At 61.4% G+C, this 25179-nt stretch carries 22 protein-coding genes, 1 tRNA gene and 2 pseudogenes; 12 read left to right on the plus strand and 13 right to left on the minus strand.

The genetic code is table 11. The annotated features are described in order from the left end of the window. Positions 1-63 precede the first annotated feature (63 nt). Positions 64-1188 carry a DNA polymerase IV gene (dinB, locus tag IE122_RS16285; RefSeq protein ID WP_229814303.1) on the plus strand — a complete coding sequence of 375 codons (1125 nt, stop codon included), beginning with the start codon at positions 64-66 and terminating at the stop codon, positions 1186-1188. Between the two features lie 694 nt (positions 1189-1882). Here dinB and IE122_RS16290 read toward each other — a convergent pair. From IE122_RS16290 to IE122_RS16305, 4 genes are all read right to left on the minus strand, one after another. After that, positions 1883-3166, minus strand: coding sequence for a GGDEF domain-containing protein (locus IE122_RS16290; protein WP_189622314.1), 1284 nt, complete (start codon positions 3164-3166; stop codon positions 1883-1885). Between the two features lie 230 nt (positions 3167-3396). After that, the gene (locus tag IE122_RS16295) at positions 3397-4104 is read right to left on the minus strand and encodes a peptidylprolyl isomerase (RefSeq protein WP_189622315.1); all 708 of its coding nucleotides are present in this window, start codon (positions 4102-4104) and stop codon (positions 3397-3399) included. A gap of 4 nt (positions 4105-4108) precedes the next feature. Then, complete coding sequence (locus IE122_RS16300) at positions 4109-4804, minus strand: GcrA family cell cycle regulator (RefSeq protein ID WP_189622316.1); 696 nt, start codon at positions 4802-4804, stop codon at positions 4109-4111. After that, positions 4791-4970, minus strand: a complete 180-nt coding sequence (locus tag IE122_RS16305) for a hypothetical protein (RefSeq protein WP_189622317.1) — start codon at positions 4968-4970, stop codon at positions 4791-4793. Before IE122_RS16305 ends, IE122_RS16300 begins: the two co-directional genes overlap by 14 nt. Between IE122_RS16305 and IE122_RS16310 the strand changes: the two genes are divergently transcribed. Together IE122_RS16310 and IE122_RS16315 are read left to right on the plus strand one after the other, a co-directional pair. Continuing rightward, a complete protein-coding gene (locus tag IE122_RS16310) occupies positions 4959-5837 on the plus strand; it encodes an ABC transporter permease (protein WP_189622318.1) in 879 nt (292 codons plus the stop codon). The genes IE122_RS16305 and IE122_RS16310 overlap by 12 nt on opposite strands. A 108-nt stretch (positions 5838-5945) precedes the next feature. Further along, entirely contained in the window at positions 5946-8174 is a 2229-nt protein-coding gene (locus IE122_RS16315; protein WP_229814308.1) for a putative bifunctional diguanylate cyclase/phosphodiesterase, read from the plus strand. A 30-nt stretch (positions 8175-8204) separates the two neighbouring features. On the opposite strand, the gene hspQ is transcribed toward IE122_RS16315, so the two are convergent. Next, positions 8205-8585 (minus strand): heat shock protein HspQ, encoded by a 381-nt coding sequence (hspQ, locus tag IE122_RS16320; RefSeq protein WP_189622319.1) that lies wholly within the window; start codon positions 8583-8585, stop codon positions 8205-8207. Between the two features lie 155 nt (positions 8586-8740). Here hspQ and IE122_RS16325 point away from each other — a divergent pair. Both IE122_RS16325 and IE122_RS16330 read left to right on the plus strand, forming a co-directional pair. Further along, positions 8741-8830, plus strand: a tRNA-Ser gene (locus IE122_RS16325). Between the two features lie 142 nt (positions 8831-8972). Then, positions 8973-9557: a tyrosine-type recombinase/integrase gene (locus tag IE122_RS16330; protein ID WP_189622320.1), complete on the plus strand. Its 585-nt coding sequence runs from the start codon at positions 8973-8975 to the stop codon at positions 9555-9557. A 98-nt stretch (positions 9558-9655) separates the two neighbouring features. Here the strand turns inward: IE122_RS16330 and IE122_RS16335 are convergent, their stop codons facing one another. Together IE122_RS16335 and IE122_RS16340 are read right to left on the minus strand one after the other, a co-directional pair. Continuing rightward, positions 9656-10282: a helix-turn-helix domain-containing protein gene (locus IE122_RS16335; protein ID WP_189622321.1), complete on the minus strand. Its 627-nt coding sequence runs from the start codon at positions 10280-10282 to the stop codon at positions 9656-9658. An 83-nt stretch (positions 10283-10365) separates the two neighbouring features. After that, positions 10366-10995 carry a TetR/AcrR family transcriptional regulator gene (locus IE122_RS16340; RefSeq protein ID WP_189622322.1) on the minus strand — a complete coding sequence of 210 codons (630 nt, stop codon included), beginning with the start codon at positions 10993-10995 and terminating at the stop codon, positions 10366-10368. Between the two features lie 401 nt (positions 10996-11396). Between IE122_RS16340 and IE122_RS16345 the strand changes: the two genes are divergently transcribed. From IE122_RS16345 to IE122_RS18410, 4 genes and pseudogenes are all read left to right on the plus strand, one after another. After that, positions 11397-12164: a glutathione S-transferase family protein gene (locus tag IE122_RS16345; protein WP_189622323.1), complete on the plus strand. Its 768-nt coding sequence runs from the start codon at positions 11397-11399 to the stop codon at positions 12162-12164. A gap of 93 nt (positions 12165-12257) precedes the next feature. Beyond that, complete coding sequence (locus IE122_RS16350) at positions 12258-14489, plus strand: TonB-dependent receptor (RefSeq protein ID WP_189622324.1); 2232 nt, start codon at positions 12258-12260, stop codon at positions 14487-14489. A 34-nt stretch (positions 14490-14523) separates the two neighbouring features. Next, a complete protein-coding gene (locus IE122_RS16355; protein ID WP_189622325.1) occupies positions 14524-15249 on the plus strand; it encodes a glutathione S-transferase family protein in 726 nt (241 codons plus the stop codon). Positions 15250-15293: 44 nt separating this feature from the next. Next, a pseudogene (locus IE122_RS18410) lies at positions 15294-15929 on the plus strand (nitronate monooxygenase). 73 nt (positions 15930-16002) lie between these two features. Here the strand turns inward: IE122_RS18410 and IE122_RS16370 are convergent. From IE122_RS16370 to linC, 4 genes are read right to left on the minus strand one after another with little or no spacing between them, the layout of a single operon-like run. Further along, the gene (locus tag IE122_RS16370) at positions 16003-17259 is read right to left on the minus strand and encodes an aromatic ring-hydroxylating oxygenase subunit alpha (protein WP_229814314.1); all 1257 of its coding nucleotides are present in this window, start codon (positions 17257-17259) and stop codon (positions 16003-16005) included. 21 nt (positions 17260-17280) lie between these two features. Continuing rightward, positions 17281-17634: a hypothetical protein gene (locus IE122_RS16375; RefSeq protein WP_189622328.1), complete on the minus strand. Its 354-nt coding sequence runs from the start codon at positions 17632-17634 to the stop codon at positions 17281-17283. Then, on the minus strand, positions 17631-18317 hold the full coding sequence (locus IE122_RS16380) for an EthD domain-containing protein (RefSeq protein ID WP_189622329.1): 687 nt from the start codon (positions 18315-18317) through the stop codon (positions 17631-17633). The genes IE122_RS16375 and IE122_RS16380 overlap by 4 nt, the downstream gene beginning before the upstream one ends. 20 nt (positions 18318-18337) lie before the next feature. Then, on the minus strand, positions 18338-19069 hold the full coding sequence (gene linC / locus IE122_RS16385) for a 2,5-dichloro-2,5-cyclohexadiene-1,4-diol dehydrogenase LinC (protein WP_229814310.1): 732 nt from the start codon (positions 19067-19069) through the stop codon (positions 18338-18340). A gap of 338 nt (positions 19070-19407) precedes the next feature. Between linC and IE122_RS16390 the strand changes: the two genes are divergently transcribed. After that, positions 19408-20154, plus strand: coding sequence for a TetR/AcrR family transcriptional regulator (locus IE122_RS16390; RefSeq protein WP_189622331.1), 747 nt, complete (start codon positions 19408-19410; stop codon positions 20152-20154). A gap of 43 nt (positions 20155-20197) precedes the next feature. On the opposite strand, the gene IE122_RS16395 is transcribed toward IE122_RS16390, so the two are convergent. After that, positions 20198-21250, minus strand: coding sequence for a zinc-binding dehydrogenase (locus tag IE122_RS16395; RefSeq protein ID WP_189622332.1), 1053 nt, complete (start codon positions 21248-21250; stop codon positions 20198-20200). Positions 21251-21362: 112 nt separating this feature from the next. Here IE122_RS16395 and IE122_RS18415 point away from each other — a divergent pair, with 112 nt between their 5' ends. Then, positions 21363-21581: a hypothetical protein gene (locus IE122_RS18415; protein ID WP_229814312.1), complete on the plus strand. Its 219-nt coding sequence runs from the start codon at positions 21363-21365 to the stop codon at positions 21579-21581. Between the two features lie 86 nt (positions 21582-21667). Here the strand turns inward: IE122_RS18415 and IE122_RS16400 are convergent, their stop codons facing one another. Next, positions 21668-24259: a TonB-dependent receptor gene (locus IE122_RS16400; protein WP_189622333.1), complete on the minus strand. Its 2592-nt coding sequence runs from the start codon at positions 24257-24259 to the stop codon at positions 21668-21670. Between the two features lie 184 nt (positions 24260-24443). On the opposite strand from IE122_RS16400, the pseudogene IE122_RS16405 reads away from it, so the two are divergent. Further along, a pseudogene (locus IE122_RS16405) lies at positions 24444-25114 on the plus strand (IS5 family transposase); the annotation flags it as partial. Between the last annotated feature and the right edge of the window lie 65 nt (positions 25115-25179).

The following is a 25179-nucleotide window of genomic DNA, read 5'->3' on the forward strand; positions in this document are numbered from 1 at the left end:
GAAAAGTCGATCCGATCACCGCACATGACGCCGGCACTGCGCAGCACCCGCAAGAGGAACCCCGTGACGAGCCAGCCGCCTGCCCACGGCGACGATGACGAAGCCGACGGCCTGCGCAAGATCATCCATGTCGACATGGATGCGTTCTATGCCAGCGTAGAACAGCGCGACGACCCGGCGCTGCGCGGCAAGCCGGTGGCAGTGGGCGGCAGTTCGGGCCGGGGCGTGGTGGCGGCGGCGAGTTACGAGGCGCGGGCGTTCGGGGTCCGTTCGGCGATGCCGTCCGGGCGGGCGCTGCGGCTGTGCCCGGACCTGCTGTTCCGCAAGCCGCGCTTCGAGGTCTACCGGGCGGTCAGCCAGCAGATCCGCGCGATCTTCCTCGATTACACCACGCTGGTCGAACCGCTCTCGCTGGATGAGGCCTATCTCGATGTGACCGCCGATCTGCGCGGGCTGGGCTCAGCGACCCGCATCGCCGAGGAGATCCGCCGCCGCATCCGCGCCGATACCGGGCTGACCGCCAGCGCCGGGGTATCGTACAACAAGTTCCTCGCCAAGCTGGCGAGCGATCAGAACAAGCCCGATGGCCTGTGCGTCATCCGCCCCGGCGAAGGCGCGCGGTTCGTGGCCGGGCTGCCGGTCCGGCGCTTTCACGGGGTCGGCCCGAAGGGCGCGGAGAAGATGGCGCGGCTCGGCATCGAGACCGGGGCGGACCTTGCCGCCAAGGACCTGGCCTGGCTGCGCACGCATTTCGGCAGCTTCGCCGAATACCTGTTCCGCGCCGCGCGCGGGGTGGACTTGCGCCAGGTCCGGCCCGACCGTCCGCGCAAGTCGCTGGGCGGAGAACGGACCTTCTTCGAGAACATCACCGCTCCGGAAGCCTTGCGCGAAACGCTCGAAGACATCATCGCGCTGGTCTGGGACCGCATCGAGCGCGCCGATGCCCACGGCCGCACCGTCACGCTCAAGCTGCGCTACGCCGATTTCACCACCCTCACCCGCGCCCGCTCGCTACCACATGCGGTGACGGACCGGGCGGAATTCGCGATGCTGGGCCGGACGCTGCTGGATGAACTCATGCCGCTGCCGCAGCCGGTTCGCCTGATGGGCCTGACCCTGTCCGCGCTGGAACAGGATGAACCTGTTCCCGAGGACGAGCGGGACGGGCAATTGCGGCTGGGGCTTTAGGTGGATGCCGGCACGACCGAAAGTTACAAAGGTTACACCTTGTAACTTTCGAAATTGGCCATTATTTCGTTTTCAGTCATATATTTATGGGTGATTTTCGAAAGTTACACATGTCGCCGGAAAATCTTCGTTTTCGGGACGGGCACGGACTGACGATGGGAAAGAGCAGGCGCGTGAGCACCTGCGGATGATACCCAGGGCGAGGTCTGTAGGAAACAGGCGGGAGCGGAGGCGAGATTGGCGGGATTGCCCACTATGCCGCGATCGGCCCCAGGAAGAAAAAGATGGTTCACGCGAAGGCGCGGAGGCGCAGAGGGGTTGCGCGATAGCGCAGCCTTTCTCCCTGTTACGACGCCGAGACAAACGCATCGTCGGAAAGAAAGCCGCGCGGCGGCAAGCTGAACATCTCCGCGCCTCCGCGTCTCCGCGTGAACCATCTTTCTGGGGTCGCGAAGGTGGCGCGCGGTGCAAACCGCTCTGGATCGCTTCGCCGACGGCTCGCGATGACGAAGGCAGAAAGGCCGGGGGCGGCACGGTCACCCTATCGCCAGGCGCGTGAAATCTGAATCATTCACCGTTCATGTCGAGCGAAGCCGAGACATGGAAACCACAGCGCCAGCGTGTCTCGACTTCGCTCGACACGAACGGAACTTGTGGTGCTGATTAAACGGACCATGCTTTTGATCGCGCTGCGTCAGCCCGTAACCGCCAGTCGCGCGGCGGGAGGCGCTTCGCTGTTGCCGGCGCGCTTGTCGGCCTTGCGGACCTGGTTCTTGCCCGCGCCCTTGGCGACATAGAGCGCCGCGTCGGCCATCGGGATGACGTCGGACGGCCCGGTGGCGGTCTGCGGGACCGAGGCAACGCCGAACGAGGCGGTCACCGGGGTGCCGTGGATATCGCTCAGGCTTTCCACCCGCATGCGCAGCGTTTCGGCCTTTTGCGCCGCGTCTTCCAGCCCGCAGTTGGGCATGATGATGACCAGTTCCTCGCCGCCGTAGCGGGCGATGACGTCCGAGGGCCGCAGCGCCGAAACAAGCTGGTTGGCAACGTCGCGCAGCACCGCATCGCCCTTGGCGTGCCCGTGCTGGTCGTTCAGCGACTTGAAGTTGTCGAGATCGATCATCACCACCGAAGTGGCAGTGCCCGCCCGCTCGGCCAGGCTGATGTAGCGTTCCAGCGCATCTTCCATGTAGCGGCGGTTGTAGAGCCCGGTCAGCGGATCGCGCAGCGACTGGGTGCGCAGTGTTTCGCGCAGGGCAATGTTGGACAGGGTAAGTGACATCGAATCGGCCAGCGCCCGCGAGACGCGGCTGATTTTGCGAAGCTTCGCGTAGGCATCTTCGCCGCCGCACGCCAGCATGAGCAGGCCGAACACCTGTCCGCGCGCCATCATCGGCACTTCCAGCGTCGCTGCCTGGCCGATGTGATGCATGCAGCACAGCGTCTGCGAGCGGACATCGTTGATATGCGGCTTGCCGCGCTTGAGCGCCCAGCAGTTGATCGGCAGCAGCGATTCGCCGGGCTCGAAGGTGTCCGAAGTATTCCACGCCTTGGCCAGATCGAGCCGATCGCGCGAGTTGTTGAACACATAGAGCGCGCCGCCCATTTCGGGCAGCAGGCGCTGCGAGGTAGCCATCAGTACCGCGCCGGCATCGACATGGGTTTCAGCGGCCTGAAGCATGTCAGTCATCGCGAACAGCTCTTCGATCTGCTTGCCGAACGACCGCGCGGATTCGGCGCTGCCCGTGAGCCGACTAATCTCGTCCGACCAGACGTGCGACAGGCGCAGCACCGTCACCAGTGTAGCGAAAACGAGGAGTGCGACGCCGATCGCGGCCGGGCGGGAATAGGCTTCGGGCCCGACTACACCGACCAGCGCCACCGCGAGGATGACCGCCAAGGTGGCGCGCACGAAGTTTCGTCCGCGCCGTGCCTCGTCCGAACTGCTCCAGAGCTGTTCCTTGTTCTCCACCGGCATTCACCATGTCTTTTTGATTTGTCTATCCGGCCTGCCCTAGAGTGGAATTGCTAAGGAAGCGTATAAGGATGTTTAATAATTGTAATAACGTCGGCTTCGGTGATTATAGTTATTTGCCCTGATTTAACTGGAAACGCCGATGTCTCGCAGACTTTGGCGTTTTGCATATCCAGTCTCGGCGCAGCCGATTGTCGACGCGCTCGGCCCGCATCAACGACGTTGCAGCAGGATCAGGGGACGGGCGGTGCAGCCGGGGAGACGGGTGCCGGAGCCGGTGGGGCGGATGCGCGGCGGGCCGAGACGATCCTGACCTCGTTCTCCAGCATATCGCCCTTCATCACGCCTTCGCCCTTGGTGGCGGAGCGCGGCATGTTCCAGATCGCGCGGACCACGTCCATGCCGGCGACGACATGCCCGAACGCGGCGAAGCCGGCACCGGGGTCCTGCCCGGCATTGCCCGGCGCCGCATCGAGCGACGGCATGTCGGACACCAGGATCAGGAAATCCGCAGTCGCCGTGCCCGGCGCGAACCGCGCCATCGAGATGGTCCCGGCCTTGTGGAGGATACCGGTCCGGCTGGTCGGCTCGTGCGCGACCGGGGGCAGCAGCTTCGCGCCATCGCGCACCCCGCCCTGGAGCAGCCCGCTGGGCTCGTCCGATGGCACGTGCATCGCGCGGTAGAACAGGGCCCCGTCCATTCGCTTGCTATCGACATACTTGAGGAAGTTGGCCGTCGTCAGCGGCGCGTGCGTTTTGTCGAGCGCGAGGGTGATCGCGCCGGCAGAGGTGGTCAGCGTAACGTAGACCAGTTGCACCGGCGTGGCCGCCGGGGCCGGCACGATCGGTTCGGGAGCGGCGGGCTCCGCCGGAGCTGCGACGGGAACGAGTGCCAGCAGCGCACCAAACGCCACCTGCCATCGCCATCCGCGCCGCGCCATCGTTTCAGCGCACCCGGGGGCCGCCGAACGGCAGCGGCGGGGGCGGACGGCGTGAACCGCGCGGCAACTGTGCCTGATAGGCACGGCCGCAGTGTTCGACGCAATACGGGAAGCCGGGGTTCACCTTGTCCCCGCAGAAATGGAAGTCCGGCTCGCCGGGGTGGCCCATCGGCCAGCGGCAGACACGATCGTTGAGATCGAGCAGGCTGGTCTTGCCGGCGATCTCGGCGCTGGGCTTGGCGGGCACCAGCCGGCGCGGCGGGGCGGGGGGAATCGGCTGCTGCTGATCGCCCGGACCCTGTCGCAGGAATCCGCCGGGCCCGACCGAGACGATGCGCGGCTGGTTGACGACAGGTTCGGCCGGTGTGGCAGGCGCGGCAGAGGCTGCCGCTTCAGGCGCACGCGCAGGCGGCGCACGGTCTTCGCGTGCGGCAGGCACTTCGGCAGCCGGTTCAGCGGCGCGGGCGGGCAGAGCGTCTTCGGCCGGGCGGGCCTTGCGCGGCGCGACCGGCGCTGCGGCGCGGGCGGGCTTCTCGTTCGGCTTGACCGGCGACGGCCGCGCCTTGAGGCCAAGGCGATGCGCCTTGCCGATCACCGCGTTGCGGCTGACACCGCCAAGCTCGTCCGCGATCTGGCTGGCGGTCGCGCCGCCTTCCCACATCTTCGTCAGCTTTTCGATGCGTTCGTCAGTCCAGCTCATGCTCGTTCCATTCCCCCGCATCGCGCCGGGCTAAAATCATCCAGTATCGAATCGCGCCGAAATCCGGCCGACCGCGCGGAATACCTGCATCGCCCGGTCCCGGGTCCGCCATCGCCGCTTGCCTCAAATGCGGCCAGCCGATAGTCGCCCAGTCATGGCCGATCAAACGAATTCGCCCGCCCTGCCGACACCATCGCAGATTCCGCAGCCCCGCGCCTTTCCGGCCAAAGGGGTGCCGCTGATCCCGGGCGTCAACGCGGTGGGCTTGAAGACCCTTTATATGAAGGAGGTACGGCGCTTCTTCAAGGTTCAGACCCAGACGATCTGGGCCCCGGCGATCACCACCCTGCTGTTCCTGGTCATCTTCACCGTGGCGCTGGGCCGGTCCGGCCGGATGGTGCTGGGCGTCAACTTCGCCACGTTCGTCGCGCCGGGCCTGATCGTCATGGGGATGATGCAGAACGCCTTCGCCAACGCCAGCTTCTCGCTGCTGGCGGGCAAGATGCAGGGCACCATCATCGATTATCTGATGCCGCCGCTCAGCGAAGTGGAACTGATGATCGCGATGGTCGGCGCGGCGGTCACCCGCGCGGTGCTGGTCGGGCTGGCGCTGGCGGGGGCGATGCTGCTGTGGCCGGCGGTGCACCTGACGATGGTTCACCCGTGGGCGGTGATCTGGTTCGGGCTGATGGGTTCGCTGTTCCTCGCCTTTCTCGGCCTGCTGACGTCGATCTGGGCCGACAAGTTCGACCATAACGCCGCCGTCACCAACTTCGTCATCGCCCCGCTCTCGCTGCTTTCGGGCACGTTCTATGTGATAGACAACCTCGCCCCGCTGTTCCGGATGGTCAGCCGCTTCAACCCGTTCTTCTATGTGATTTCGGGGTTTCGCTTCGGCTTCCTGGGCCGCAGCGACATTGGCGACAGCAATCTGGCGGTGCTGCACAGCGCGCTTGGCCTGGGGCTGACCAATCTGGCGCTGGGATACCTGGTGTTCCGCGTCCTGCGATCAGGATGGAAGCTGCGCAGCTAGATATAAGCAAACGACGGGGCTTCGGCTGTGTGAGAGAGTGACTACAGGCAACGCTTTGCGCATTTCGCCTTAAGTCCATGGTAACCACACGCGTCTAACACCGGACCTGTGGAGAATGCTGCTCTCAGACCCCTCGGCCGACTGGCGAGGCTCCGACTGGCACCGACGCTGGTCGCGTTCGTGCTGGCGGCGTTCGCGCTGGTCGTCGGGCTGCTGATATGGTCCGGCGACGAAGCGGACCGCATCGCCCGGTCGCGCGACGAATCGATCGTATCCCGGGTCATCCAGCAAAGCGTCGAGCGAATCGCCCAGCTTCAGGAAAGCTCCACCGTGTGGGACGATGCCGTGCTGGAAACGCGCCGCCGCCCGCTCGATAACGACTGGATCGATCTCAACCTCGGCCTGTGGTTCCACGATTATGCCGGCTTCGACGAGGTCTATATCCTCGATCCCGCCGATCGCCCGATCTACGCCATGCACGATGCGCGGCGCGGCGCACCCGAATCCTATATCGCGGTGGAGGCCGCCGCCGCCCCGCTGGTCGCGCAGATGCGCAGCAACGACCCTTCGGTCCATTCGGGCAAGGCGCGGGGCAGCGCCATGCTGTCGCGCGGGGTCTGGGACCTCGCCATCCTGCGCGGCCGCCCCGCCGTCATCAGCCTCAAGCCGATCGTCACCGATTCGGGCGACTATGCCCAGGCGATGGGCACCGAATATCTGCACGTCGCGGTCGCCTATCTCGACGATGCGTTCTTCTCGCGGCTGGGACACAACTTCGGCCTCAGCAAGGCGCGGTTCCAGTCGGTGCCCACCATCGCCTGGGACGAGGCGACCGTACCCTTGCACGATCACGCGCGTGCCGTGGTCGGCTACTTCGTGTGGAAGCCGTTCGCGCCCGGCCGGCAGGTCACGCGGCTGATCGCGCCGCTGTCGCTGACCGTGCTGACCATCGCCGCGCTGATCATCTACGGGCTCGCCAGCAGGCTGGTGCGCCGCACCGTGGACCTTGAGGAAAGCCGCCGCCATGCCCAACATCAGGCCATGCATGACGGGCTGACCGGCCTTGCCAACCGCGCCATGTTCGAAACCCGGCTTGACGAACTGCTCGCCTTTTCGCGCCGGCATGACACCCTGCTCGGTCTCATCTACGTCGATCTCGATCGCTTCAAGCAGGTCAACGATACGCACGGCCACCCGGTCGGCGATGCGCTGATCCGGCAGGTGGCGCAGCGCCTGGTGCGCGAGGTGCGCGGTTACGACATCGTCGCCCGGCTGGGCGGTGACGAGTTCGCGATCATCGTCACCCAGCCCGACACGGTCGCCGCGATCGAGCGTATTTGCGCGCGCATCGTCGCCGAACTGGAGCGCCCGTTCGACCTCTCGGGCGTGCAGACCTACATCAGCGGCAGCCTGGGCGTTGCGGTGGCACCCGAACACGGCATCTCGCGCACCGAGATCACCCGCAAGGCGGACATCGCGCTGTACAAGGCCAAGATGGACGGCCGCGACCGCTATGTGTTCTTCACTCCCGACCTCGACGAGATCGTCCGCCACCGCGACAGCACCAACCGCGAACTGCGCCAGGCACTCGCCAGTTGCGACGAACAGTTGCGCGTCCATTACCAGCCGATCTGCTGCGCCCAGACCGGCGAGATCACCGGGGTCGAGGCGCTGCTGCGCTGGCAGCATCCGATCCACGGCCTGATGAGCCCGGCGGGGTTCATCCAGGCGGCCGAGGAATGCGGGCTGATCGAAGTGCTGGGCAACTGGGTGCTGCGCAAGGCGCTGGCAGACGCGCGCGAATGGCCGGGCCTGCGGCTTGCCGTCAATGTCTCACCGATCCAGGTCCGCAACCGCGCCTTCCCCGATGTCATCGGCGAGATGCTGGCGGCTTCCGGCTGGGACCCCACGCGGCTGGAACTGGAAATCACCGAGACCGCGCTGATGACCCGCTCGCAGGACGTCGCCGAAACCCTGGCGCGGCTGCGCGAGCTGGGCGTCTCCTGCGCGCTTGACGATTTCGGGACAGGCTATTCCTCGCTCAGCCACATCCGCGACATCGCGGTGGACCGGATCAAGATCGATCGCTCGTTCGTCAACGCGGTCGAAAGCCGCCCCGGCGCGGCTCTGGTCGAGGCGATCGCCAACCTGGCGCGGGCCAATGGCCTGCTGCTGACGGCCGAGGGCGTGGAAACGCAGGCCCAGTTCGAATTCCTGCGTGCCGCCGGCTGCCACGAGATGCAGGGCTACCTGCTGTCTCGCCCGGTGCCGGCCCACGCCATCACCCGCATGCTGGAAAGCGCCGATACCCGCCGCCTGATCGCCATCGCCGCCTGAGAGGCGCGCAAGCGACCGAAGCAGGCGGCGTCAGTGCGCCAGACCTCGCCGCAGCAGATAGCGCCCTTCGCGATAATCCTCGAAGATCTGCGTGAGCGACGGATGATCGACCGGCCCGCCCTCCCCGTCGGCAAGCAGGTTCTGCTGGCTGACATAGGCGACATAGCTCGATTCCTCGTTTTCGGCGAGGAGGTGGTAGAACGGCTGTTCGCGCGGCGGGCGCAGTTCGGCGGGGATGGATTCGTACCACTCCTCGCTGTTGGCGAACACCGGATCGATATCGAAGACGACCCCGCGAAAATCGTGCAAACGGTGCCGCACAACATCGCCGATGGCAAATCGCGCCTTGTTCCGCTGCGGTGCATCGATCACGCGGCCGGCCTGGGGAGAGTAGTAAGAGGCCCTGGTCATGGCTCCATTATAGGGTTTGTGCGGATGCGAGACAAGCAAAGCCCCGGCCACCTTGCGCATTTTCGCGCAAGAGGGGCTTGGCAATCCCCCCCACATGGGCTACCGGCGCGCTTCTTCGACCCCGGCGACCCGCTCGCCGTCAGGCGCTCTCATGCGGAGAGGTGGCAGAGAGGTCGAATGCGCCGCACTCGAAATGCGGTGTACGGGCAACCGTACCGTGGGTTCGAATCCCACCCTCTCCGCCAGAGCCTCGTTCCCAAGGGGCCCCAAAAGTCCACCGGGCTTGACAAAACTCCTAGAAATACGAGGATTTTCCCATCCGGCCCGTTCCCATTGGTTCGTGCCCCTCCACAGGTTATGGGGTACGGAAATGGGGTATCCGCCGCCATGCTGAATGACGCCAGAATTCGCGCCGCCAAGCCCGGACCAAAGGCCTACAAACTTGCCGATGCACATCAGCTCTACCTCTATGTGTCGCCGCAGGGTTCGAAGCTCTGGCGCATGAAATTCAAGTTCGACGGGAAGGAGAAGACCCTGTCGTTGGGGCCGTACCCCCTTATCACTCTCGTTGCGGCTCGGGAGAAGCGAGACGACGCGCGCCGCCTGCTGGCAGAAGGCCTGGATCCCACTGTTCAAAAGAAGCTCAAGATTAAGGCCAACGTGGAGGCATCGCGCAATACCTTCGAAAAGATTGCGCGCGAATGGCACGAGGCCAATTCACACCAATGGGCCAAGCGTCATGCAGCCGATGTCCTGCGCTCTTTCGAGAGAGATGTCTTTCCCTCGCTTAGCAGTCTGCCGATCGCGGCGATAACGCCGCCCAAGGTTCTGGAGACCCTGCGCGCAATCGAGGCGCGCGCGACGGCGAGCGAGATCTCGGCAAGATGCAGGACCATCGTCTCGGTGTTGCAGAAGGGCAGAACGAGACCGACACCCTTGCCGTGTTCCGGGCAGATCGCGCCAAAGGTGTAGCTGGTCCTGGGGTGCCGACGGCCGGGTTCCACGCCTCGCCCAGCGCCGGGTGATCTTGTTCTTCTGGCCCACGCGGGCCTCGTCCTGGAACCATTTCTCTATGGGTGTGCCCTTCGAGAGGGCTGCCCTGACCATTGCCAGCTCGGCAGCGAAGCCCCCTTTTTGAAGGCCTCCATAGCATGTTCATTCTCGGCATGGTGGCGCGGCCGCGCGGTAAGCTTCACGTAGCCCAGCTTCTTCAGCTCCCGGCTGACATTGGTTTCGTCTAGCGAGACTGCAAATTCGTCATGAAGCCACTGGACCAGGTCAATCAGGCGCCAGCGCACGACGCCATGGATGGCCGGGATCGGGCCGCGCTCAACAATATCCACCAATGCCCGGCGCTGAGCATCGTTGAGCCGCGAACGCGGCCCGGGAGCCTTGCCGTCGAGCAAGCCGTCACGGCCACGGGCATTGAACCGCAGCACCCAGTCCCGCACAATCTGAAGTCCGACACCACCGATCCGCGCCTCCGCACTCCGGCTACCCCCATCGTAAATCTCGGCCAGGGCCAGAAGACGACGCGCCTGGTTCGCGTGCTTCGTCGTCCGCGACAATCGGCGCAGCGATGCATCGTCATAATCGTCCCGCAAGCCAATCGCTGTTCCCATGGCGCCGAACTCCAATCTGTCAGCACCATCGAGGCAGATTTCTGCGGTCTCGGGAATCCCCAACGAGTCAGTCACCGCGCAGGTCTCCTAAGCTTGGTGCGCACCGGCGCGAGTTCGCGGCATAGGGCTTAATTTGGTCAATCCGCTGACTACCACATTCAACCCAGGCTCTGCTGCAGAGCCGCATTGAAATGTGCGCGCAGGTAGTCGTGCCCTGGCCGAAGGAACGTCTCTTTCTCAAGTAGGCGAAAACTCACCAAAAACCCGCGCATCGAGACCAAGGTCATCGTCAGTAGCGGCAACAGTGCTCTCGGATGAGCAATTCCAGCCGCTTCTGCGATCGACAGAAATTCTCGGATGAAACCGCCTTCCAGCACATCCGTCATCCTTCCAACCTTGTCGGCAAGGTCTGCATCCCAGTGCGATGCGTCCTGAATTTCGGCGTTCGCCACGGAAAGGTCACTGCGGGCAACGCCCCAAACTACATCGAAAAATGACAACAAGCGAACTTTCGGGTCGGGCTCCGCGGCGAGAAGTTGCTGGGTATTTAGTGTCATTTCCGATGTGATGAACTCAATGACCGACGCCATCAAATCCAGTCGTGTCGGAAACTGATGGAGGATCGAACCACGCGGTATTCCACATGCCTCGGAAATCAATTGGATATTGGACGCGTGGTATCCTTGTTTTGCGATCAGTTCGACGGTCGTCGATAGAATAAGTTTGCGCGTCGCAAGCCCGCGAGCAGTCAATTTGCGCGTGCGGCTCTTGATCACCTGCTCTTCCATGAAAGGTCTACAAACTCCTGTCCGGGCGGGGCACGGTCGCGCCATTCGCAAAACGCATAGCCTTCCGTTTCTCTGGCGGTCAACGCACTCATTAGGCTGTCGATGGGTTTACGACCTGGCCACGCTGCATCCTTGCGTTGCCGGCGATAGATTGACCTGGGGGTGCGCTGGGCACGGAAGACTCCGTGATGGGTGCACTGACGTCGGACATAGCGCCTTTTGAGGCCAGCCTCGACTTTCCACACGCCGCATCCAGATAAGGCTATGATAAATATAGGTTAATTTTTCTACGCGTTCTTAATCTCACGCTTGCATATGTGGTCATGTTCAACTAGTCATATATGACCATTTAACGGTTCGGCGTCGTCCTCGGGCGACGGGCGGGAGCAGGGAGATTGCGCATGAGCGCCGGTTTGAAGCCAATAGAAATTTATCATATTGAAGGAAGGCGTTCATTCCGTGTCGCATGGCTTTGCGAAGAACTCGGCATTCCCTATCATCTGACATTCGAGAAAGATGATATATTTGCCTCTGTCGGATTAATAAGATCCGCGAATCCGAGCGTACCGATGGCACCGTCGGTAGTCATAGATGGCCATATGATCGTTGAGTCCGGCGCTATTCTCGACATCTTGCTTGCCAGATCTGCCGATACATCGATGCGTCCGCCAATAGATTCGGATGATTTTCTGTACCACACACAATGGATGCATTTCGCAGAAGGGACTGCGCAGGCGAGGATGCTTGGGTGGCGCTTAGTCGCATCCGCGTTGGAACTGGACGTAGACGAATTGCCTGAAGGCTACCGACCGAATTCGCCTATCGCCGCAGCACTGCCGCAGGCCACCCCGACAGCCTTGATGAACTTTCTGATCGGGCCACGCGCGATCTTCGACGCCATCGAGGCGTATCTTTCGGAGTTTCCGTATTTCGGAGGGTCGCGGTTCAGCGCTGCCGATATCATGATGCATTATCAGGTTCGGCATTCGATGTTGATGAGCCAGATCGATCTTGAGGACTATCCGATTACGACGAAGTGGCGCGGCATGGTCGAACAGCGCCCAGCCTATATCCGTGCGGACAAGGCCGCCCAGCCCGGCGGTGTCGATGAACATGGCCTGCCGATTGGCTCGCCAATGCCGTTCCCCGTCCGCCGAGCGCGCACGTAATTCGTCGGACACGAAAGACAAATGGCCGTGCCAGTTGTTGCATCACACTACGGCGGCCGAACAACTAGCTAACAAAAAGAAGGGGAGATTGGGATGAGCAACAGGCAGGCACTTTGCGCGACTACGGCGCTGATGCTTATAATGGGCGGGCAGGCCCATGCGCAGGACAAGTCCGATAATTCCGAAGACTGGGGGCAGCCGATCATCGTTACTGCGTCGAAACGCGCAGAGCGCCTTCAGGATGTTCCGGCGGCCATCACAGCGATTGGTTCTCAGCAAATGGAAGCGCAGGGCGTGCAGCGGGTCGCCGATTACATCGCACTGGTCCCCGGCTTCGCATCACGAGACCATGGCGCGCCGGGCTATGGCACGGTGATCCTGCGGGGCCTTAATACGGGGTCATTCCAGTCTACCGCGACCGTCGCCTATTATTTTGACGACAATCCCTTCACGGCGACCGGTTCGCTGTCTTATGGCGCATTTGTAACGCCCGACCCCGACATTACCGATATCGAGCGCATCGAAGTTCTGAAAGGCCCGCAAGGGACGCTTTATGGAGCATCAAGCCTGGGCGGCCTCGTTCGCCTGATTTCCAGAAAGCCCGATCTGGCGGAATTCAGCGGGTCCATAAAAGTTGATGCGTCGTCAGTAAAAGGCGGTAGCGAAGGCTATGGCATACGCGGGAACTTCAACTTGCCGGTCGTAAGGGACAAGTTGGCCGTCCGGGCGACGGTGCTTGCCCGCCATAGCCCTGGTTGGGTCGACAATGTCTATACGGGCAAGAAGGATCACAACGATGGTAATTCCTACGGCGGACGGGTCGCAGCGCTTTGGGAGCCGTCTAGCGATCTCAAGGTCGAACTGACGGCAGCGTATCAGGATACAGACACAAAAGCGCTCAACTACACCCTTGCGGAAAGCGACACCCGTACTCCTAAGTACGGTGTAAACAAGGACTCATCGCCTTGGGATGAAGGGATTCGCGCAAAATATACAACGGCGACTGCCAAGGTCGAATATGACGTCGGTCCAGGCTCGATCGTCGCGAATTCGAGTTTCGCAAAGTATGACGTCGATACGTTTATCGATTTCACCAATGCTTATGGCTATATCCTGACGCTGCTTGCGGGTGTTCCTGCCGGCACGTTTACCACGCCCACCCGTGGCAATCTGGCCATGAAGAAATATACCGAAGAGCTACGCTTCGTTTCGAAGCGTCTGGGGCCCGTCGAGTTTCTGCTCGGAGGATACTATACGCATGAACGTACGGGCTTCTTCGCCGAAACGCGCATCAATGCCCTGCCTGGGCTCGAGCCGTTCCCGGCACCGTACACCTACCTCAGTAACGGCCTGACATCGGGCACTTATCGGGAGATATCCGGTTATGGGAATCTGACATTCTACGTTACTGACCGGTTCGATATCACCGGCGGTTTCCGCTATAGTGACAACAAGCAGTCCTATCGCCAAAGCACGACACAGGATGCCGTGATCCCCGGGGGCAACCGATCACTACCGCGCGTGTCGGATTCGGCCAAAACATATCTTGCGACGGTACGCTGGCGGCCGAATGACCAGATCAATCTCTATGCGCGCGCTGCAAGTGGCTATCGCCCGGGCGGTCCGGGCGTCAGTCTAGATCCGGGCACGCCGACAACTTTCAAGCCGGATACTGTCTGGAACTATGAAGTCGGCATCAAGGCAGCGACTAGCGACAACCTGCTGTCGGGCAGCTTCTCCGCATTCCAGATCGACTGGAGCAACGTCCAGATCGACCAGTACGATTCCTTTGGCCAACCTTATACGAACAATGGCGGCAAGGCGCGCGTGAAGGGACTCGAACTGGAATTCGCGTTGCGGCCGATGCCCGGACTGATCGTCTCGGGCAATGCCGGTTATACCGATCCCAAGATCATCAAGGCAAATCCGGCTGCCACCGCGGCTACAGGGGCATCAGCAGGGGAACAGTTACCCCTCAATTCGAAATACGCGGGGTCGCTTTCGACCGATTACGCCGCAGCTGTCGGGGGGGGCAGCAAGGCCACATTCGGCGCTACTGTCAAATATCAGGGTAAAAAGAACAGTTCGTATCCCGGATCGCCGAGTGACCCGAATGTCGTCATTCCATCCTACACCAGCGTCGATCTGCGCGCCGGGATCAATTTCGAGAAGTTCGATGTTCAGCTCCGGCTTGAGAACGTTTTCGACACCCACGGCATCGGGACGATATCCAGCTACAAGGTTCTGGGAAATCCCAACTCGCCGACGTGGATTTCCTACATCCGCCCACGCACCCTTTCCGTCACCTTGGGAGCAAACTTCTGAGCGCGATGATCGCTCGCGGTCTGGAGAAATGATCATGAATAGCAATGGAAACTACCCGACGATCTATCACTTCGAAGCATCGCGTGGTTTTCGCGTCGTGTGGCTTTGCGAGGAACTCGATCTGAAATACGATCTCGTTTTCCGACCGGGCGATCAGTTCGGCTCACTGATGGCCTTGCAGGAGGTGCTGCCGGGCATGCCGATGGCACCGGTCATGGGATATGCTGGCGAACTGATCGTCGAATCCGGAGCGATCATCGATATCTTGCTGGCGCTTCATGGTGATGGGCACCTGGTTCCATCCAAGACATCCAACGACTTTCTGTTCCACACTCAATGGATGCACTTTGCCGAAGGGACCGCGCTCGCACGGATGACCCAACGGCGTCTTTCTGCGATGGCGGCAGGCATCGACGTGGACCAGGCTCCGCGCGGCTATGATGCGGCCAACCGTAACGACGGCTTCGAGCCGATCGGCGCGGCTGCGGTTTTCGAGTTCGTCGAGGCCTTTCTGAGCAAGCATCCGTACTTCGGCGGGGCCGAATTCACTGCCGCCGATATTATGATGGAATACGCGATGCGCGTCGCCAAACTGGTCGTATGGGACGATACCAACAGGTTTCCGAATATCGCTGCATGGCGGAAAAACGTGATGGCACGGCCTGCTTATGCGCGTGCTGTAAAGGCTTCGACATTCGGCGAACTGGATGACGTCGGCGTTCCGCTCCACGCACCTCATCCATTTGCCAGGCCAGCCTGACGTCCGACCACGCGTTCGATATTCGCGAATACAGGTACGGTATGATGCACTCTTTCGAGAACCATCGCGTCGTCAGACATACGGGTGCTGAATTTCCGATATTCCAGGCGCCGATTGGTGTGATCTCTCGCGAATCTCTGGTCAGCGCGGTGGTCGCAGCCGGAGCAGTCGGTCTGATCGAAACGATGTTTCTCGATCCGGCTGGAATGCAGGAACAGTTCGATTTTGTGCGTGCCAGGACCAATCGGCCGATAGGTCTTCATTTTGCCATCGACTGGCTTATTGAACGCCCAGAGCAGGAAAAGGCCATGCTCAAATAGGGGCTAGAAGGCAAAAGTCAGTTCGTCACGACCGGCTACGGCAATCCGCTGCGCTATATCCAGCGGATCAAGGACGCCGGTCTGACAACCTATCACATGACTGAAACGCTGGAAGAGGCGCTTCTCGCGCAAGAGGCTGGTGCGGACGGAGTTGTCCGGGGCGGAGCGGAGAAAGGCGGTACGGCGGGGGATCAGAACCTTCACCTGTTCACCTTGCTTCAGAAAGCCCGACGGCAGCTGGATATTCCTATCGTCGCGACGGGCGGCCTCGCGGACGGTACCCGCGCAACACGTCGGAGCCCCGACGGTTACATACATCCCGAAACGCATGAAGAACGCGGGCCAGCGCCTTTCCGTTGACGTAGCTGTCCGTGGACAGGCGCACTCCGCTGGGCAGAAAGCGCGGCCATGTCCGCCATTGCCATTCCCTCTGTCAGCCGTTCAGCGCTTCGCTCACGCTTGCCGCGTTCACCCAGCGATCAACATGGTGCAGGTTATGACGGATCTGCACCTCTCCATCCTGCAACTGCATGGTGTCAAAGGCACGCGCCTCGATGCCCCGCTGCGTGCGCTCGGTATTGGTGACGTCCTCGAGCAGGATTTCGGCGATGCGCGCGACGTAAAGTTCCTGCTGTAGGCATTCGTGCGCAGTTGTCGGACGCGGAACGTGGAACTCTGCTTCCCAGCGGGTGCGGTTGACGCTGATGGGCCAGAACCGATGAGACCAGAAGCCACCCGGCGAGAGATTGATATGCAGCGTGGGAAAGGCCACGGCGATGTCCAGGGCCCAGTAGCGCGACTGCTTGGGATTGATCGCGGGATGATCGAGATAGCGTGACATGCCAGCGGTGTCTGCGGCACCCAGCACGTTGCCGGTATCCCGGTTAGCATAGGCCATCTTTTCCACCATCGCATCTTCGGGAGGCGCATATTCGGGGTTTCCGAAAGTGGAAAACTGCCGGTGTGGCCCCCAGAACAAGGCGTCCAAAGGTCGCGAATGCGGGTTTACCTGGCTGGCGAAAGTCTTGCCGATAGTTGCCGGATGAATGGAGGGGATGTGATAAGTCTCCGAGAAGGCATCGGCCAGCACCTTCCAGTTCGCATCGAGGTGCGCCTCGAAGTAAAGCGAGGTTTCGGTGTTCTCCCAAGAGATGCCTGAAAAGCGCCGGCCGAACTCGCCAAGGAATTCGGTCAGCCCCACTTCGGGGACGGCTTGGTGGTTGATGAATATCCACCCTTCCCACACCTCGGTGGCAATCGGGCGCAAACCGCAAGCCTTCTTGTCGACATCGAAGAAATTTGCCTCGTCCGGGATCCCGAACAGGCGGCCATCGTTGCGAAACACCCAGTTGTGATAGTTGCACATGAAACGCGACGCCCGGCCACGCTCTTCCAGAACCACCTGGTTTCCGCGATGCGGGCAGACGTTGTAGAAGGCCTGAACCTTATCGTCGCTGGTACGCACGACAACGATCGGCGTGTTCCATATCTCGATCGTCTTGGTGAAGAAGCTTCCCTTTTCGGGGACCTGTTCGATCCGTCCGACGGTGAGCCAGGCCCGCTTGAACAACTGCTCGCGCTCGCGCTCGAAGTATTCGGGCGACCGGTAGGGTTCGCATGAGACGGGCCCTGTGCCGAGCCCGGCGCTGCGGGTGAGGTCGCTGGTACAGATGCCGGCAAGCTCTGTCATCTCGTTCACGGCACTTCTCCTTCAGGCCGTCGGTTCAGCGGTACGCACGATCCGCACAGAATGGGGAAACGGCGAATTGATTGCGCGTGGCTGCCTGTGCAGTTCCACTGCCATGGCAGCCTGGGCAAGCGCCAGCTGCAGGCGGAACAGGCGCAGCACGGGTTCCGGCAGCGCATCGAGCGGGAACTGGCCGACATGCGCCAGAATGGCTTCCGACCGGGCGAGCATCACCGTGTAGAACCGCCGGATATCGTCCATACTGGAACGTGCGCGGATGTCCCAGCGTTCCTGGGCCGTCGACCCGACCCAGTGCGGCACGAACTCCAGCAAATCCTCGAAACCGGGCGGCAGCAGTCCTTCGCTATGCCCGCTCATATTATACGCTCGGCATTGGCGATGAGGGTATGGTGAACGCCAGCGCGACCCATCAGGGTGGCAAAAGCCTGCGGATCTGCCGTGACCCCGCGTTCCAGCGCGGATAGCGTGGGCCACCACAGTTCACGCGCGCCGATGAAGGGTGGGGAATCCCCATGCACTTTAGCAACCGGGCGCGAGCGAACATGACGGTATGCACCCAGCCGGTCACCCAGCGCGCCGTCGTCGTCGGCCGCCCAATCGACATTGCCGTCGCTTTCGACCAGTTGGATGATCTTGGCACTGACCGACCAGTCGGTTGGGGACCAATGCACCGCAGCATCGTCCGGATCATCGACCGAAGGACGCGAGCGCAGCACCTCTTCCTCGAAGAAGGTGAAGGTCAATCCGTCCATATCGACAAATAGCGGCTCGTCGGGAATATTGTACTTGGCGTGAGCCGGATCCTTGCCGAGCGCGAGGGCATCGTCCAGGCTGTCGAACCACAACTCGGTAATGCCGTCATAGACCCGCTGCTTGTCGGGAAGCAGCGGGCTGTCGATCCGGTGCGACTGGATATAGCCGCGCAGGCAGGCGATCTTCTTGCTGAGCGTGCCATGCGGATGACGCCAGTGATCGTGGAACTGCTGTTCGGAGATATCCTTTCGGCGCGGTATCGCGGCGAGAATCTTGGCGTTGTACATGGCAGCGCTCCCGCAAGTCCTCAGATCGTGGTGAACCCGCCATCGACGGCAAGACAGGCGCCGGTCACGAAGGACGCGGCGTCCGATAGCAGCCAGACGGCTGCCTCGGCCTGTTCCGCCGGTTCACTGAACCGGCCGATCGGGTGGATGGAATTGAGGTAAGGCTCCAACCCGGGATCGTTGTCCATCGCGCGTTGCAGCATGGGTGTCCGCACGGCGCCGGGAACGAGCGCGTTCACGCGGATCCCGTGCTTGCCATAGTCCGCCGCCGCAACCCGGGTCAGGCCGACGACCGCATGTTTCGAACCAACGTACTCGCCATGCATGGGCACGCCCACCACCCCCGCCGCCGAGGCGGTGTTGACGATGGAGCCCTTTGTACCGCGCCCGATTATCGAGAGGATCTGGTATTTCATGCAAAGGAAGGTTCCAACGACATTGATGTCGAGACTTTGCCGGAACCGTTCCAGCGAAACATCGGCCAGAGGCAGCCCCGCCTGCGGGATGGCGGCGTTGTTGAAAGCTCCGTCCAGCGCGCCGAAGGTGTCGATCGTCCGCGCGACAAGGGCTTTGACGTCCTCTTCGCTGCCAATGTCGCAATGGACATAGATCGCGTTGCCTTTGGCTGCGGCTACCACCGCCTCTCCAGCAGGATCATCGATATCGGCAAGCGCCACACGCGCGCCACGCTCGATCAGCAGCTCGACCGTCGCGCGGCCGATCCCGCTCGCGCCACCGGTGACGATGAACACCTTGCCATCCAGATCAGCCATGTCCGTTCCTCTCAATCATTGCGGCGGATTGACCGCCCGCCCTCATTTCCACCTATAGCGCAGCGTCACGCCATATTCTGCCGGTTGTCCTGGATGCGGCGCACGTGGTCGGGCCGATTTGCTTCGAGATGTTCTTTGTTCCTCTCCCAGCAATTCTTCCTGTTCAAAGCCGCAGTCCGGCTTTGCCTGGACCTGCCTCTTCAGACTCGAAGTGCATGGCATTACTCGATCATATAGTCCAATCTTTGGATGCATCCTATTATTTTTTGATTTATCGATTCCTGCGATAAAAATCTGTAACGTAAAGATTTTCGCAAATGGCAGTCAGCGCCACCGACTGGCCGCAGTTGGAACAGCCACGCATACCCGCTAGGGCCGGTGGCACGGTACAGTGCAAACTGATGGAGTATGGCGTGACGGTTCGCGAACGAGCGAAAGAAGAGCGCAGACAGAGGATTCTGAACGCAGCCGAGAACCTCATTCGCGAATCCGGATCTGTGAGCTTCTCCATGCGGGAACTGGCCGTCCACGCAGAGATGAGCCATTTCACATCCTACAATCTGATCGGCGGGAAAGGCGCAGTGCTTTACACGCTTCTCCATCGATCGATCGATCGCATTATGAGCTTGCCAAGTTCAGTTGATCCGCAGTCGGACCCTCTCCAATACATACTGAAAATGGGTGACATAGCCGTGCGCTTCTTTGTGTCGGATCCGATGTTTTTCCGGCCGCTGACGCGCTATCTTTTCGGCGTCCTTGATCATGAGCATCGCCCCGCTTACATGAAAAAGGGTGAACAGCACTGGCGCACGGCCGCGGTGGCGATAGAAGCCGCCACCCCACTGCCAGCCGTGTTAACGGAGGCCGATTTCGGCACAGCGATCAATACCTATTTCGCCGGTGCCTTGGGGTTATGGGCTCACGAAGAAATCACAGAGGCGATGTTCTTCGCGCACATTCGGCACGCTATATCGATCACGTTGCTGGCATGGGGAAAGCCGGAATGGCAGCCCCGCCTGATGGCCGAAATCGCGGCGGCGCGCGTAATCATTCATTCGCCCTGAAGGCGAAGGCCGGGATGCGTTGACCATCCCGTCCGAACGCCCGCTAGCGGGTCGGATCGAGCACGATCTTCTTGAGCCCGTCGGGACGGCTGTCGAACAGGCGATAAGCTTCGGCACCGTCCGACAGGTTCATCCGGTGAGTGATGATCCCGCCGACCTGACCGGCATCCAGCTTGCCAGAGGCCAGTGCAGCCATAAGGTGCGGAACCTCGGCCTGGACCGAGCACACGCCGGTGTGGAATTCCACGTTCTTGAACAACGCGCCGAGGATGGGGAACGGGATCTCGAATTGTTCGCTGACACCGATCTGCGAGATGCGCCCGCCGCGCTTGACCAGATCGATGGCCAACGCCGTTGTCACCCGCCCGCCGCTGGCATCCAGCACCACGTCCACGCCATTGCCGTCGGTCGCGTCCAGAACGCGGGCGACGACGTCTTCGCCGCCGACATCGGTGGCACCGATCGCACAGGCGTCCTTGCGCCGGTCTTCCAGCAGATCGAGCCCGAACACCCGCTCCGCCCCCATGGCCAACGCCGCCATCACCGCCTGCAACCCGACCGAGCCCAGCCCGATCACGGCCACCGTGTTGCCCGGCTCGATCCGGCCGCGTCGTGCGCAGTACCAAGCGGTGGCGATGTTGTCGGTCAGCATGATGCCGAGGTCGTCGCTCATCCCTTCGGGAAGAAGGAACAGGTTGTTGTCCGCCATGGTCACCGCGATCGCTTCGGCCTGGCAGCCGGGAATAGTCGGATCACCCTGGCCATAGGCCCGTCCATTCGGATAGCTGTCACACAGGTAAACATGACCCGACAAGCACGGCTTGCAGCGGCCGCAACCAATCGAGGCCGGGATCAGCACACGGTCGCCCTTCGCGAAGCTGCGCACTTCCGCGCCCACTTCCACCACTTCGCCCACGGCTTCGTGGCCGATGCAATAATTGTTGAAGCCCATGTCGGTATGATAGGGGTGCAAATCGGTGCCGCAGATGCTGCACACGGTAGCCTTCACCACCGCGCCATGGGCATCAGGAAGGCGGGCGTCCGGGATATCCTCGTAGTGGATTTCACCGGGGCCACGATACATCAGACCTTTCACGATCGTTCTCCCGATTGCGCCGCGCGCCAGCGATCGGTGGGTTGTCAGGCACCAAGCAAGGCCATCCTCAGTTCCGAACCGCGAGCAACATCAGCTAGCTGTGACTGTCCATTTGGTCAAGACCAAAGATGCCCCGGCATCCAACCGCTGCGATCACGATAAGTTTTCGATCTTTCAGAAGCGACAGGTCCGCGAAGGACCGAATAACCTCGGACCTGCGCAGCTTGCGCCCGATGGCAACATCATCGATCTTATCCAGATGTACTCCACCCGGCGTGAGGCCGGCGACCCGGCAGCCGATCACGGCGGAGCCCAAGACAGACCGGAATAGTGGACTGAGGGCTTACGCCCGTCAGAGGCCAGGCGGGGCTCCACGAACCAGTTTCACAGAGCCCCGCCGTCGTTCTTAACTTGCAATTAGAACTGATACCCGACCGTCATGCCGTATTCCGCAGGGCGCCCGGTGTAACGAACATTGGTATCGAAACTAAGGATGGCGTTCGTCCAGTAATACTTGTTCGTGACGTTCTTGCCCCAGACGGAGATCTTCCAGCCATCCTTCGAAATCATCGCCGCCGTCAGGTCGAGCAGCGTGCGGCCGTTGATGCGGTACACATACTGCGAAACCTTGTCGTTTGCGCCATAAAGACCGGCGATGGTCTTGGTCTGCGCGCTCAACACCGCGCCGACCATCGCGCTCCACTTGTCGCTGACCGGCACTGTGTAATCGAATGATGCGGAAACCTGCCACTTGGGCGCGAAGGGCAACTTCGCTCCCTTGTAATCGAGCGGGATCGCCGCGTAGCTCAGGAACGAGCCGGAGAACTCGTTCGGATTGGCGCCGATATAATTCTTGACCTTCGTGTCAAGATATGTCGCCGAAACACCAAGATTGAGCCCGTCGACCGGCGAGCTCGCCATTTCGATCTCGGCACCCTTGATTTCGGATTTGGGCACGTTCTGGAGAGCGTCGAGAAAGCCGAATATCCGATCGACGATCTTGGCGCGGACCTGCTTGTTTCGATAATCGTTGTAGAACAGCGCGCCGTTCAACGTCATGCGCAAATCGGGTATCGTAGACTTGAAGCCGATTTCGTAGTTCGTGACCTTCTCCTGCACGACCGGCTGGAACTGGTTCGTGGTTGCCGCCGAGACGCTTGGATAGCTTCCCGCCTTGAAGCCCCTTGCAACGTTTGCGTAGAACAGCAAGTGGTCCATGGGCTTGAGATCGATGCCCAGGCTCCAGGAGGTGTTATGCTCCTTGAGCTTGCCGTGGAAGGTTTCGGCTTGGCAAGTGTCCGGATTGAGCGTGAAACTGTCACCATCGGCCACGGGGTGATAAACCCACTCCTCTTGTGTCAGGCCGTTGGCCACAGCGCCGGGGCAGAGATTGGCAACGCCGATCCCGGTTCCCAGGGCCTGCCAGGTCGCGTTGAAGAAGTTCGTGATCCCGAAGTCGACGGGGCTGGTTTCGACATACCCCGGCGTGCTTTCGTTGCCGATCTCCGCCGTGCGCTTCGCTTCCGTATAGCGAATCCCGCCCCGCAGGTTGATCAGATCGTTGACCCGGAACTCCAGATTGCCAAACACGGCCAGGTTGGTCATGTCCTGGAAGCTGGGGTAGCTGTTGGCGGTAAATCCCTGATATTGGCCACCGTGCGAGGTCGATGCATCGTAGTAGGTATTGTCGATGATTTCATCGGCGGATGTGCGCTCGTAATTGCCCCCCACCACCCAGCGGAGCGCGGACGTGTTATCGGTGCTGCTGAACCGGACTTCCTCGGCGAACGTCTTGATCTTGCCCCAGTCCCGCACCAGGTCGATCGCATTGAACGAGGTGCCGTCCGCTTCGGTGCCATTCAGGTGGTTGTAGTGGATATAGTCCGTAATTGACGTCATCTGGATCGTGTCAGTGATATCGAAGTCGGTGCGCAGCGTGGCCTGGAAAAACCTGTTGTTGGAATAAGGCCGCTTATCCGGAGTCCAATCGGCTGCGCGTGGGTTCTTCGGTGCGGTGGGGTAAGTGGTGAACGGGCTTCCCACGATCACGGTAGGCACCCCGTTCACAAGCGCTGCCCGCGGCGTGCCGAACAGATCGACGTCGTTGGTGAGCACGCCAATCGCCGCATTGAACGGGTTCTGGATAGAACCGCCCGGGATGAAGTTGCCGGCGGCATCGCGCTTGTAAGTCGCGGTGCCAGCGAAGTCGTTGTAAAGCGCCGGGGCCTGGGTGTCTGACTTGTCGCGCCACCCGTTTACGTTGAGATTGAAGGTCAGTCGTTCCGTCGCCTGCCATTCCAGCAGAAGACGCGCGGCCGTACGATCTACTGCGCCCAGAGTGTCATCGCGCGTATAGCTTTTCTGCCAGTCATCACCCCGGGTAGCCTTGACAGCCACGCGCGCATTCAGCGTTTCGCCCAGCGGACCGCTGACGAAACCGTCGATATCGACGGTGTTGAAACGCGCATAGCCGACCTTGATGCCAGCGTGGAAATCATCGGTCGGCTTAGCGGCGATGAAGTTGATCGCGCCGCCTGTCGCATTGTTGCCGAACAGTGTGCCTTGCGGGCCTTTCAGCACCTCCACGCGCTCAAGATCGAACGCGGTCAGCGTTGTCATGACCGGCAACGGCAGCGGCGCTTGGTCGATGTACGTCGCTACGTTGGGATAGGCACCAATCGAGCTTTCAAAGAAGCCGACGCCGCGCATCGTATAGACCGGAGTGGCGTTCGGGCTAGGTGCGAAGGCTAGTCCGGGAACCGCCTTCGCCAGATCTTCGACGTTTTCGATCCGTCGATTTTCAAGCGCCGCGCTTCCCAATGCGCTGACCGTCAGGCCGACATCCTGAAGCTTTTGCTCACGTTTGGTGGCAGTAACGACGATTTCGCCGTAGCTGCCGGCCACCTCGCCCCCCCCTGAATCCTGGGCGAAAGCGGGACTGACGGTGCCAGCAACGGCCGCCGAAATGATCGATGCACTCGAAAGAAAACGAGAAAAACAATGCGACATTTTGGACCTCCCCCTGAGATCGAAGCGTGCCGTGCGGCCTGCCCGCGGCAGACTTCTTCGCAAGGTGCATATTCTGCTCCAACGGCACAGTCCGTTGGTAATGCTCTCAAACCATTCGGTCAATTATGTTTAGGCTGTGGCCCAATATTTCCCCAGGCAGCCTTTCGCTCCGTCAGCGCATTGGCCGTGGCGGATGCTGCCGCCGTGCTTTCCGCCGGTCTCGACAGTGCGGCGCTGGTTCTACCTGTGGCGGGACAACCGGCTCTGGTTGTCGCTCAATCATGCCCTGTTGCTGATCGGACGCGAGGCGAGAGGGCGCGATGCCTCGCCCAGTGCCGGGGTCATCGACAGCCAGAGCGTCAAAACCACCGAATCCGGCGGTCCTCGCGGCTATGATGCGGGCAAGAAGATCAAGGGCCGCAAGCGCCACATCCTGACCGACACCGAGGGCAATCTGGTCCACGCCGTGATCCACACCGCCGAAACGAAGTTCAGCGAAGCTACATCCAGGACCGAGACGGTGCACCGCTGGTGCTCGCCCAGATCATCAAGCGCTTCCCGTGGCTGCGTAATATGTTTGCCGACGGCGGCTATGCCGGCGACAAACTCCGGCAGGCGCTGCGCCGGATCGGCAAATGGACCCTCGAGATCGTCAAACGGTCCGATACCGCCAAGGGCTTCGTGATCCTCCCGCGCCGGTGGGTCGTCGAGCGCACGCTGGCATGGCTGAATCGAAACCGCCGTCTCGCCAAGGACTTCGAGCAAACCATCACGTCAGCCACCGCATGGCTGTTCATCGCATCAATCCAGCTCTTCGCTCGCCGCATCGCAAGGCTATGTAAATACACCGGATAATTATGAATCAGATGGGGTGATTGGGGCTCCACACCGAGTCGGTGGAGTGGCTGCTCCTCGCAAAT

Source organism: Novosphingobium colocasiae, from assembly GCF_014652555.1.
GTDB lineage: Bacteria > Pseudomonadota > Alphaproteobacteria > Sphingomonadales > Sphingomonadaceae > Novosphingobium > Novosphingobium colocasiae.